The sequence below is a fragment of the Bradyrhizobium sp. SZCCHNR1002 genome, from assembly GCF_032381435.1.
GTDB lineage: Bacteria > Pseudomonadota > Alphaproteobacteria > Rhizobiales > Xanthobacteraceae > Bradyrhizobium > Bradyrhizobium aeschynomenes.
The window spans coordinates 2,089,924-2,101,768 of sequence record NZ_JAUHIS010000001.1 but is presented as its reverse complement, the minus strand read 5'-3'; the positions used below and the strand labels follow the sequence as shown (position 1 = coordinate 2,101,768).

At 66.7% G+C, this 11,845-nt stretch carries 9 protein-coding genes; 6 read left to right on the top strand and 3 right to left on the bottom strand.

Annotated features, from left to right (window positions below; translation table 11 throughout):
- The first annotated feature begins 92 nt into the window (after positions 1-92).
- The 4 genes from QX108_RS09355 to QX108_RS09340 all read left to right on the top strand — a co-directional run bounded on the left by QX108_RS09355 (position 93) and on the right by QX108_RS09340 (position 4,792).
- Complete coding sequence (locus tag QX108_RS09355) at positions 93-1,166, top strand: tartrate dehydrogenase (protein WP_315721073.1); 1,074 nt, start codon at positions 93-95, stop codon at positions 1,164-1,166.
- Between the two features lie 155 nt (positions 1,167-1,321).
- Positions 1,322-2,740: a pyruvate kinase gene (gene pyk, locus QX108_RS09350; protein ID WP_315721072.1), complete on the top strand. Its 1,419-nt coding sequence runs from the start codon at positions 1,322-1,324 to the stop codon at positions 2,738-2,740.
- Positions 2,741-2,932: 192 nt separating this feature from the next.
- Positions 2,933-3,745, top strand: coding sequence for a UDP-2,3-diacylglucosamine diphosphatase (locus tag QX108_RS09345; RefSeq protein WP_172115044.1), 813 nt, complete (start codon positions 2,933-2,935; stop codon positions 3,743-3,745).
- A 57-nt stretch (positions 3,746-3,802) separates the two neighbouring features.
- Positions 3,803-4,792 (top strand): threonine/serine dehydratase, encoded by a 990-nt coding sequence (locus QX108_RS09340; RefSeq protein ID WP_315779603.1) that lies wholly within the window; start codon positions 3,803-3,805, stop codon positions 4,790-4,792.
- A gap of 13 nt (positions 4,793-4,805) precedes the next feature.
- Here QX108_RS09340 and QX108_RS09335 read toward each other — a convergent pair whose 3' ends face one another.
- Positions 4,806-6,545: a caspase family protein gene (locus QX108_RS09335; protein ID WP_315779605.1), complete on the bottom strand. Its 1,740-nt coding sequence runs from the start codon at positions 6,543-6,545 to the stop codon at positions 4,806-4,808.
- A gap of 154 nt (positions 6,546-6,699) precedes the next feature.
- Positions 6,700-8,310, bottom strand: a complete 1,611-nt coding sequence (locus QX108_RS09330; protein ID WP_315779607.1) for a hypothetical protein — start codon at positions 8,308-8,310, stop codon at positions 6,700-6,702.
- Between the two features lie 75 nt (positions 8,311-8,385).
- On the opposite strand from QX108_RS09330, the gene QX108_RS09325 reads away from it, so the two are divergent.
- A complete protein-coding gene (locus QX108_RS09325) occupies positions 8,386-9,585 on the top strand; it encodes an MFS transporter (protein ID WP_315779609.1) in 1,200 nt (399 codons plus the stop codon).
- Here QX108_RS09325 and dgcA read toward each other — a convergent pair.
- Positions 9,555-10,550: an N-acetyl-D-Glu racemase DgcA gene (dgcA, locus tag QX108_RS09320; RefSeq protein WP_315721067.1), complete on the bottom strand. Its 996-nt coding sequence runs from the start codon at positions 10,548-10,550 to the stop codon at positions 9,555-9,557. The genes QX108_RS09325 and dgcA overlap by 31 nt on opposite strands.
- A 158-nt stretch (positions 10,551-10,708) precedes the next feature.
- Between dgcA and QX108_RS09315 the strand changes: the two genes are divergently transcribed.
- Positions 10,709-11,842: an ABC transporter permease gene (locus QX108_RS09315; protein WP_315721066.1), complete on the top strand. Its 1,134-nt coding sequence runs from the start codon at positions 10,709-10,711 to the stop codon at positions 11,840-11,842.
- Positions 11,843-11,845 lie beyond the last annotated feature (3 nt).

Genomic DNA, 11,845 nt, shown 5'->3' with positions numbered 1-11,845 from the left:
ACCGCGTGAGCACGGCACGGCTTGTCGTTGGCGGGATGTCATGCAAAAGCTGTCTGGGTGAAACGCCCGGACAGAGGTCAAAAAAAGCTCAAATGCGCACTCACTCCATCGCCGCCATTCCCGCCGACGGCATCGGCCCCGAGGTCATCTCCGCCGGCGTCCGCGTGCTCGAGGCGCTCGCCAAGCGAGCGGGCGACATCAGCTTCAACGTCAAGACATTCGACTGGGGCTCGGACTACTACAAGAAGCACGGCGTGATGATGCCGGCCGACGGTCTCGCCGAGCTGAAGAACTTCGATGCGATCTATTTCGGCGCGGTCGGCGCGCCCGACGTGCCCGACCACATCACGCTGTGGGGCCTACGGCTGCCGATCTGCCAGGGGTTCGATCAGTACGCCAATGTGCGCCCGACCAAGATCCTGCCGGGCGTCGCCTCGCCGCTGCGCAATGTCGGCGTCGGCGATCTCGACTGGGTGATCGTGCGCGAGAACTCCGAAGGCGAATATGCCGGCATGGGCGGCCGCGCGCATCGCGGGCTGCCGGAGGAGGTCGGGACGGAGGTTGCGGTGTTCACCCGCGTCGGCGTCGTCAGAATCATGCGCTATGCGTTCAAGCTCGCGCAGTCGCGGCCGCGCAAATTCCTCACCGTCGTCACCAAGTCGAACGCGCAGCGCCACGGCATGGTGATGTGGGACGAGATCGCCGCGGAAGTGGCGCGCGAATTCCCCGACGTGACCTGGGACAAGATGCTGGTCGACGCGATGACCGTGCGCATGACCCTGCAGCCGAAGAGCCTCGACACCATCGTTGCGACCAACCTGCACGCCGACATTCTCTCCGATCTCGCCGGCGCGCTCGCCGGCAGCCTCGGCGTTGCCCCGACCGGCAACATCGATCCGGAGCGGCGCTTCCCGTCGATGTTCGAGCCGATCCACGGGTCGGCGTTCGACATCACCGGCAAGGGCATCGCCAATCCCGTCGCGACGTTCTGGACGGCTGCGCAGATGCTCGATCATCTCGGCGAGAAGGACGCGGCCATCAGACTGATGGCGGCGGTGGAGAAGGTGTGTGCAGCCGGAATACTGACGCCGGATGTGGGCGGCAAGGCGACGACCAAGGAGGTGACGGACGCGGTGATCGACGCCATCCACGGCTCCAACGTCTGACGCGTGCTGCTTCCTCGCGCAATTTCGGCGTGTTCCGCCGCACACTTGCAATGGACGCTGCGGGGCGTATACCAGCGCTTCCACGGCGTCTGCGCATGACAATCACATGCGTGTCATCAAGACGTGAAACGCGGGCTGGGGAGAAAGGACACATCATGCGTCGTCACCGTCGAGCCAAGATCGTTGCGACCGTCGGCCCCGCCAGCAATTCACCGGAGATGCTGAAGGCGCTGTTCCTCGCCGGTGTCGATACGTTTCGTCTCAATTTCAGCCACGGCACGCAGGCCGATCACGCCAAGGTCCACGCCGCGATCCGCGCGCTGGAGAAGGACGTGCAGCGACCGATCGGCATCCTGATGGATCTGCAGGGGCCGAAGATTCGCGTCGGCACCTTGCGCGACAAGAAGATCCAGGTCGACGCCGGTGAGACGATCCGCTTCGTGTTGAATGGCACCGAGGGCGACAAGGATTCGATTCCGCTGCCGCATCCCGAGATCTTTGCGGCGGTCGCGCCCGGTCACGATCTCCTGATCGATGACGGCCGCGTGCGTGTGCGCGTCACCGGCCTCGGCGACGACTGGATCGAAGCCAAGGTGATCGTGAGCGGCGCGATCTCCAATCACAAGGGCGTCAATCTTCCAGGCACCATTCTCGAACTGTCGCCGCTGACGGCGAAGGATCGCTCCGATCTCGCTTTCGGCCTCGATCTCGGCGTCGACTGGGTGGCGCTGTCCTTCGTGCAGAAGCCGTCCGACGTGATCGAGGCGAGGGGGCTGATCAACGGCCGAGCCGGCATCATGTCGAAGATCGAGAAGCCGGCGGCGCTGGAGCGGATCGACGACATCATCCAGCTGTCGGATGCCATCATGGTCGCGCGCGGCGATCTCGGCGTCGAGATTCCGAACGAGGACGTGCCGGGCAAGCAGAAGGAGCTGGTGCGCGCCTGCCGTCTCGCCGTGAAGCCGGTGATCGTCGCGACGCAGATGCTGGATTCCATGGTGGCGACGCCGACGCCGACGCGCGCCGAGGTCTCGGACGTCGCGACCGCGATCTATGACGGGGCCGATGCGGTGATGCTGTCGGCGGAGTCGGCCAGCGGCCAATATCCGCGCGAGGCGGTGGCGATGATGGACAGCATCATCAAGAGCACCGAGAAGCACAAGATGTACGGCTCGATCATTCAGGCCACCCAGCCCGACGAGGAGCAGACGCCGCCGCATGCGGTGGCGACCGCGGCGGCCGACCTCGCGTCCGCGATCCACGCCAAGGCGATCGTGGCCTACACGTCGAGCGGCACCTCGGCCTCGCGCGTCGCGCGCAAGCGGCCGAGCCTGCCGATCCTCGCGATCACGCCGAACGAGGATACATCGCGTCGCATGTGCCTGTTGTGGGGCGCGCACAGCGTGCTGTCGCAGGACGTGCAGAGCTACGAGGAGATGGTCGAGCGTGCGACGTTCTTCGCGGTCCAGGAGGAGTTCGCCGACAAGGGCGACCTGCTGGTCGTCGTCGCCGGCATTCCGTTCGCCCAGGCCGGCACCACCAACAATCTGCGCGTCGTCGCCGTGCCCAGATAGGAGGCAGCCGAATTCCCTGTCTGCGCCGCCCGCTTGTCGCCTGATTGTCGCACCGCGCTGGTATCGCGGGAACGTGACGAGGACACCGCGAGTCGTGATGCGAACGGTGTCCGTCGCGGTCCGGCAGGATGGGTTCTGCCGGCGCGGCCGCTCGTCATCGCCGTGTCATCAGGGACTGTTAGGTGGGCGCGCATGGGACTCGAGACTGCTGGTGAAGAAAGCCCGACGAAGCGCTTTCGGACGTTGTTCATCTCCGACGTACATCTCGGAGCCCGCGGCTCGCAGGCCAATCTTCTCGTCGATTTCCTGCGCCACCATGATGCCGATACGATCTATCTGGTCGGCGACATCATCGACGGCTGGGCGCTGAAATCGAGCTGGCACTGGCCGCAGTCGCACAACGATCTCGTGCAGAAGATGCTGCGCAAGGCGCGCAAGGGCGCCAAGATCGTCTACGTACCGGGCAACCACGACGAGTTCCTGCGCGGCTATTACGGCACGCATTTCGGCGGCATCGACGTCGTCGAGAACATCGTCCACACCGGCACCGACGGCAAACGCTATCTGGTCATCCATGGCGACATCTTCGATCTGGTGGTGCAGAACGCGCGCTGGCTCGCCCATCTCGGCGACAAGGCGTACGACTTCGCGATCCAGATGAACCGCCTGGTCAACTTCTTCCGCCGGATGTTCGGCGTGCCCTATTGGTCGCTGTCGCAATGGGCCAAGCAGAAGGTCAAGAACGCGGTCAACTACATCGGCGCGTTCGAGACGGCGCTGGCCTCCGAGGCGCGCCGGCATGGCGCTGACGGCGTGATCTGCGGCCACATCCATTGCGCCGTCATCCGCGACCAGGATGGCATCCGCTACATGAATTGCGGCGACTGGGTCGAGAGCTGCACGGCGCTCGTCGAGCACGAGGATGGCCGGTTCGAGATCCTGACCTGGACTGATCCGCAGCGACAACCTGCGCCGGTTCCGCAACTCGCAGCCCGCGCCGCCTGACGCCGGTCGACGCCGGCTCCCTTGCCTCTCGGCAATCGAGCGCGGTAAAATAGGGGTATGACAGCTCATGCCCCGATCCTGCCCGTCACCGTCGCCGACATCGAGGCGGCGGCCCGCGTTCTCGCACCGGTTGCGGTGCGGACGCCGCTCCTGCCGGCCCCCGTGCTCAGCGAGCGCTTGAACGCCAATGTGTTCGTGAAGCCGGAGGTGCTGCAGCGGACCGGCTCATTCAAGTTCCGCGGTGCCTACAACAAGCTGGCGTCGATCCCGCTGGAGGACCGCGGCAAGGGTGTCGTCGCGTTCTCGTCGGGCAATCACGCGCAGGGCGTCGCCCACGCCGCGACGCTGCTGGGCATGGACGCCACCATCGTGATGCCCTCGGACGCGCCGGCCGCCAAGCGCGAGCGGACCAAGGCGTTTGGGGCCGACGTCGTGCTCTACGATCGCGACCGCGAGGACCGCGAGGCGATTGCGCGCGACATCGCCGGCAAGCGCGGTTCGACGGTGGTGCCGCCCTACGACGATCCCTATGTGATCGCGGGGCAGGGCACGGTCGGCCGCGAGATCGCCGAGGATCTCTCGGGCCTCGGCCTCTCGCCGGATCTCGTGATCGTGCCGGCGTCAGGCGGCGGGCTGCTCGCGGGGGTCTCGACGGCGGTCAAGGCGCTCTTTCCGGAGACGCAGATGGTGGTCGCCGAGCCCAAGGGCTTCGACGACCATGCCCGCTCGCTGCGGGCCGGCCACCGCGAGGCCCATGACGCCAAGGGCCGCACCATCTGCGATGCCCTGATGGCTGCGATCCCTGGAGAGATCACCTTCGCCATCAACAGCCGGCTGTTGTCGGCGGCGGTGGAGGCCTCGGATGAAGAGGTGGGCCGCGCGGTCGGCTTCGCCTTCCGGGAGTTGAAGCTCGTCGTCGAGCCGGGTGGTTCTGTCGGTCTGGCGGCCCTGCTGGCGGGCCGCCTCGACGTGACCGGCAAGACGGTCGTGATCGTTCTCTCGGGCGGCAACGTGGATGCCGAACTGTTTGCCAGGCTGATTGCCTGACGTTCCCCATCCGTCAGTGAAAGCCGAGGCTGCCCCGACCGGATCCGCCACCGCCGATCCGCGGTCCTGACTGCGCGACATGCGGTGTGCCGGGGCCGCGCATCGGCCCTTGGTCGCGGGCCAGCGATGGACGTGACCCGTTGAAGCTCGGCTTGAACGGACCGGAATTGCCGGGGAAGGGACGGCGCACCTCGCGGGTGTCGAGCGGACGACCGGGCATCCGCTTGAACGGATCGCGCTGGATCTTGGCAGCCGGCAGCGTGTTCGACGGCGGCACCACCTTGTTGCCGATCTTGTTCTGGCCCAGCGGCCGCGCGTCGAGCACCTTGCCGGGACGGAGATTGTTGATGGGTGCGCCGTTGGTGAGGACCGCCGGCGGCGTCTGGCGCGGCGGCGGGGTGTTGATCGGCTGCATTGGCACTGGTCCAGGACGCCCCTGCATGTGATTGCCGATGTTGAGGGGACGCCCTGCGGGGGCAAGCTGCGGCGGCACCATCAGCCGTGTCGGTTGCAGCACCGGCACGATCCGGGGCTGGACCTGCAGCCGCACCGCGATGGGGGCATAAGGGCTGTCGGAGTAGGATTCGCTGAAGCTCTTATAGGCGGCAGGCGAGTTCGCCAGCACCGTCTGATGCCACGCGGCAGCCTGCACCAGGCCGGCGAGCAAGGCGCGAATGCGCTCGGCGAGCGGATCGCGCGGGTACATCTCGATGAACTCGCGATAATATTGCGGACGGTTTTCCGACAGCACGTAGTCATAGGCCTGCCGCACGGACCGGCTGGGAAGGTCGGCGGCCATCTGGACCACGGGCGCCTTTTCCGGCGGACGCGTCGCGGCGACGAGGGAGTCACCGAAGAAGGTGAAATCGCTGGTGAGCGATGAGCTCTCCCACGGGGTCTGCCGTCCCGCCGTCGTCTGGTTGACCTGCAGGCGGACGCGCTTGAACAACTGCTCGATCGGCAGGTTCGGCTGCCGCGCCAGGTTCAGGAAGGCCTGCGTATAGGGGCTGTGCTCGCCACGGCCATCGAGCGCCTCTTCACCGGGGGATGTCGAATAGCCGACGATGGAGCCGTTCGGCGCATCGACGATGGCAAGGCCGCGTCCGGCATCATTGACCGCAGGAAACGGATTGTTGCGGCAGGCATCGAGCACCACGATCCGCATCCGGCTCGGAATGGCATCGAGGGTGGCCATCAGATCGACCAGCCGGATCGTGCTGGTCGTGAGGTCCGACGGAGCGGAGATGCGGGCGTCGATCGGGATGAGATAGTTCTCGCCTGCGAGCTGAACACCATGACCGGCGTAATAGACCATCGCCACCGCGTTCGGCCCGTGGGCTGCGACCCGGCTGGAAAAATCCTGCACGACCTTGAGCATCTCGTTCTGCGTCAAATCGGTCGCGGTGATCACCTCGAAGCCGGCCGAGTTCAGCAGCTTCGCGACGGCATGGGCATCATTGTCGGGATTGTCGAGCGGGGGAGCATTCTGATAGCTCGCATTGCCGATCACGAGCGCGACGCGCGGCTCGGGCCCTTGCTGCGAGGGGGCGGCTGCACTGTCTGCTGCGACCGACGCTGGCGCGGCAAGTGCGCGCGGCGGCGTCTGCAGGCCGTCGATCTCACTGCTACCCGCAAAAGCCGAACCCGGGACGGCACAGGCCATCAGGCCCAGTAGCGCTGACGTGAGCAGGGATTTCCAAGCGAAACGGGAAGCGCGAATTATCGGAGCGGACACGGCGTTCTCCTCGAGCATGCGCAAAGAGCGAATGGCTTGAGGATCAGGCTAAGAGGGGCAGGCGGGCGTGTCCGTGACCCGCGTCACCTCTGAATGGTGGTCAGCCAGGGCCCGCTCGTGGGAGCCGGAGGAAAGATGCCGCGACGGGAGTGAATCCCGGATGCAACGAGCCTCAAGAGAAGAAGGCGATCTTCTCGGGCTGTGTCATGCGGCGGATCGGCAACAATGGATCGTTCGCCGGCGCCTGCGGACGCTGCAGAAGGCCGTTCGACAGCAGGGTCGAGCCGAGCGACGGTTCATACGCCGGCTTCGGCATCGCGTAGGCGCTCGTGCTCGGAGCCGGAGCAACTGGAGCAGAGGGCTGCCCGATCGACGCCACCTCGGCCTGCGGCGGCGCTGGCGGCGCTTGAACTGCTACCGCTGCGGCCACGGCGGCCAAGGTTTCCGCCGCAATGGACTCCGGGAGCGGGGCCGGCATCGGCGCGCTCGGCGCGGGAGCCGGCGGCGGAGCGACCACCGGCTCGTTGGTCGGAGCCATCATCGGCGGGACGACGGTCGTCACGATTGGTGGGGCAGCTGGAGCCGCCGTCGTCTCCGTAGTGGGCGTTGTCAGGGTGAGCTGTGGCTCGGAGGGCGGGGGCTCGCTGAAGCTGGCCACGATGTCGTCATCGACCGAGGTCGGCTCCTCGATGTCGAAGCCGAGCGTTCGGGCTCGAGCGAACTCCTCGTCCTCAACCGGATCGGGCGCTCCCATCTCGGCCGCGACCAGCTCGAGGATCGCTTCGTCCTGCGCCTCTGCTGCTGCCGCATCCTCTGCATTCGCGGAAGCCTGTTGCTCGATCTCGACCAGAACCTCGGCAATCGAAGGCTCGGCCACGATGTCGGTCGGCGCCACCGAAGCCGCAGGCTGAACCACGGCCTCGGTCGCCTCGCTTGCGATCATCGCGGCCGCCACGATCACCGCAGCAGACGGCGTCTCGATCGTCTCGATCGCGGCCACGGCCGCGACGAGCGAGCTGGTCACCGCAGGCGCGGGAGCAGCCGCCTCCACGTGCGCTGGCATGATCGGCTCGGGCGCGATGGGCGCGTGCTGCGCGCTCGGACGTTCGTCTCGAGCCTCCGGCATCACGGGCTCTGCAGCTGCGGCTGATGTGCCTTCCTGCGCGGGCGGGACGACAGTGTCGGCTCTTGCGACAACCTCGGCAGCCGTTGGCGAAGCTGCCGCTTGTCCGTCGTCCAGCTCCTTCAGATGTGTTCTGATGATCTCGAATGCCGCGAGCAACGCAACCTTGGGGTCCGCGGCCGCGAGCTGGTCACAGGCGGCCTCGATCGAGATCACCTGGGAATCGATCAGGTCGCAGATTCGGGAATCTGCGCCGATCTCGCGCCAGCGCCAGGAAATCTCCTTGATGATCCGGATGCCCTTGCGCACCGGCGCCAGGTTCTGCTCGAGCGCCATGCTGTCGACCGCAGAGGTCGCGGCCAACGCGGCGTCTTCGACGGTGGCGCGGATCGCGGCCAGGGCTTCGGGCAGTGCCTTGCCGTCAGCCAGATCGAATTCCTGCTGCTGTTGGCGCTGCGACGCCAGCGCATGCTCGATGCGCGCCACCGCGTCGAGCACCATGCTGGTGTCGGCGTTGCGGTTGCGCTTGGCGTATTCGCCGAGGAACCAGCGCCCCCTGGACGTCTCCATGAAGGCGTCGCGGATCGCCTCGTAGTCGGCCTCGTTCGGCTGAGCCGCGCGGGCGGAAATCGGCGAGAGGGCGAAGACTTCATCGACCATGACAAACCCATCGCGCAAATTGCTGCGCGTTGCCATAACGATCACCATGATATTGATCGAATCGCAATTGAATTGATGCCACTGTCCCGACAAATCTCCACCACATCGCCGGTATTGTCGCGTCGATTCGCGGGCCGGCTGGGGCTGTTCTACGGCGCGGTGTTCGCGCTCTCGGGGACGCATCTGCCGTTTTTCCCCGTGTGGCTACGGGCGATCGGACTGGACGCCGCCTGGATCGGGGTCATCATAGCGGTTCCCGCGGTGACGCGGTTTACCGTGCTGCCGCTGATCACGGCCGGCGCCGAGCGCCGTCAAGCGCTTCGTGCCGCGATGCGGCTGGTGACCTTCGCAACCGCGTCCGGATTTGCCGTGCTGGCGTTCCAGCACGATGCCTGGCCCGTATTTCTGGTCTATGTGGCCACGTGCTGCCTGTGGACGCCACTGGTCCCGCTCACGGACGCGTACGCGCTGCGCGGCGTCATGAGCTATGGCTTGAACTACGGGCGACTCCGATTGTGGGGCTCCGCGGCGTTCATCGTCGGCACGCTGCTCTGTGGCGGGCTGGCGGATGTCGTTGCGGCAACCGAGCTGATCTGGATCATCGTGTCGGTCGGGCTGCTCGGGACCGCGAGCAGCCTGCTGCTCCAGCGGCTGCCTCCGTTGCCGCGCAGCGCCGGCCCGGCGCAGGACGGGCGGCATCTGTTGAGCGATCCCGGTTTTCTCTGCGTCATCATGGCCTCGGCGCTGATCCAGGGCAGCCATGCGGCCTACTACACGTTCTCCGCGATCGAGTGGAAGGCGCAGGGGATTAGCGGGCTGACCATCGCCTGGCTGTGGACGATGGGCGTGCTTGCCGAAATCCTGGTGTTCGCGCTCTCGCCGAGGTTCACGCTGGCGCCGTCGACGCTGGTGGTCATCGGCGCGGTCGCGGCCGTGCTGCGCTGGACGCTCACGGCGACGGAGCCGCACGCTCTTGGGCTCACGGCGGTCCAGATCAGCCATGGCTTCACGTTCGGGCTGACACTGGTCGGGACCATGGGGCTGCTCGTCCGCCAGGTGCCGGCGCATGTGACGGCGCGGGGGCAGGGCTATTATTCAGCTGCCAGCGGCATCGTCGGCTCGGCGGCCTCGGCGCTGTCAGGTCCGATCTACGCGCAATATGGGCCGGGCGTCTATCTCGTCATGGCGGCGATGGCCGGGCTCGGCGGCCTCCTGATGTGGACCGCGCGCAACCGGTTCGCGGGTCATCCCCACAGCGCGGCGTCCGGCGGATAGACCAGGCTATCCTCGTAGTACAGGCCGTGGGTGCAATCCTCTGCCAGCAGCAGCGGACCGTCCAGGTCGACATAGCGCGCGAGCGGCGTCAGCAGCATGGCCGGCGCCATCGACAGCGAGGTCGCGACCATGCAGCCGACCATGATGTCGAAGCCGAGCGCGCGTGCGGCATCCGCCATGGCCAGGGCTTCCGTCAGCCCTCCGGTCTTGTCGAGCTTGATGTTGACGGCGTCGTAGCGGCCGCGCAGCGCTTCCAGCGAGCTGCGGTCGTGAACGCTCTCGTCGGCGCACACGGCGAGCGGGCGCGCGATGTTTGCGAGAGCCTCGTCCTTTTCCGCCGGCAGCGGCTGCTCGACGAGGGTGACACCCGCGGCGGCGCATGCCGCGAGATTGCTTTCCAGATTGGCGTCGGTCCAGGACTCGTTGGCGTCGACGATGAGTTGCGACTGCGGTGCCGCCGCGCGTACCGCGGAGATCCGTGCCGGATCGCCTTCGCCACCCAGCTTGATCTTGAGCAGAGGCCGGTGCGCCGCCTTGGCTGCGGCCTTGGCCATCACGTCGGGCGTGCCGAGCGAGATCGTGTAGGCCGTGACGCACGGCTCCGGCGCCCGGCGCCCGAGCAGATCCCAAATCCGTCGGCCATTCCGCTTGGCCTCGAGGTCGAGCAGCGCGCAGTCGAGGGCATTGCGCGCGGCGCCCGGCGGCATCGCCGTCTGCAGGGCCTCGCGATCGAGGCCGGAGGCGATCGCATCGCGCATCGCGAGCAGGGCGCTCAGCGTGGCGTCGGGTGTTTCGCCATAGCGGGGATAAGGGACGCATTCGCCGCGGCCAACGATCGCTCCGTCTCGCAGCTCCGCGATCACGGTGACGGCTTCGGTCTTGGCGCCGCGGCTGATCGTGAAGCTGCCGGCGATGGGCCAGTGGCCGATCTGGGCGTCCAGTATTGGAAAACCGGTGGAAGTCATTTGAAAGTCTGGCGATTTGTGAACCGGAATGGGGCGCTGGGGACTTGCGCGACGGGAGCGACTATGGCTGTTGATGGGGGTCTCCGGCAAGGTGGTGGCGACGCGGTGGGATTTCTCTCGTCAAGGAGCGGGCGTCCGAGGCTCCGAGGATGGTCGTCGTGAACGGCCGCCCCGATCTGCAGCGAAGCGGCGACGGCAACGCGCTGCTGCTGCGCGCGACCGGCGCATGGACCGCGCCCTTTGCGCCGTCGCTCGAGCGGCTCGTCGCGGATGCCGAGAAGCTCGCCGGCAAGAAGGTCGACGTCTCGATCGACGTCTCGCAGGTGGTCAAGCTCGATACGTTCGGGGCCTGGCTGATCGAGCGGCTGCGCCGCAGCTTCACGACCGGAACCGCGGAGCCCAGGATCGACGGCCTGTCCGCCAACTACGCCAGCCTTGTCGATGAGGTGCGCCGGGTCAGCATCGCCTCCGAGGGTGATGCAACCGCGCTGACCGTCACCAGCATGCTCAGCCAGATCGGCCGCAGCGTTGCCGGCATCTTCGGCACGGTGGCGGCGCTGATCGACATGCTCGGGGCCGTGATCGTCGCCAGCGGCCGGGTGCTCATCCATCCCCGCAGCTTCCGCCTGACCTCGACCATCCATCATCTGGAGCAGGTGTGCTGGCGCGCGGTGCCGATCATCGTGCTGATCACCTTCCTGATCGGCTGCATCATCGCCCAGCAGGGCATCTTCCATTTCCGCAGGTTCGGCGCCGACATTTTCGTCGTCGACATGCTCGGCGTGCTGGTGCTGCGCGAGATCGGCGTGCTGCTGGTGGCGATCATGATCGCCGGCCGCTCGGGCAGCGCCTACACGGCCGAGCTCGGCTCGATGAAGATGCGTGAGGAGATCGACGCGCTGCGTACCATGGGCTTCGATCCGATCGAGGTCCTGATCCTGCCGCGGATGCTGGCGCTGGTGATCGCGTTGCCGATCCTGTCCTTCCTCGGCGATATCGCTGCGCTCTATGGCGGCGGGCTGGTGGCCTGGTTCTATGGCGGCGTCGATCCCGAAGCCTTCCTGCTGCGCCTGCGCGATGCGATCTCGATCGATCATTTCACCGTCGGCCTGCTCAAGGCCCCGGTGATGGCGGCGGTGATCGGAATCGTTGCCTGCGTCGAGGGCCTCGCCGTGCAGGGCAGCGCCGAGTCGCTCGGGCGCCACACGACGTCGTCGGTCGTGAAGGGGATCTTCTTCGTCATCGTCATGGATGGCGTGTTTGCGATCTTCTTCGCAGCAGTCGGGATGTGAGTC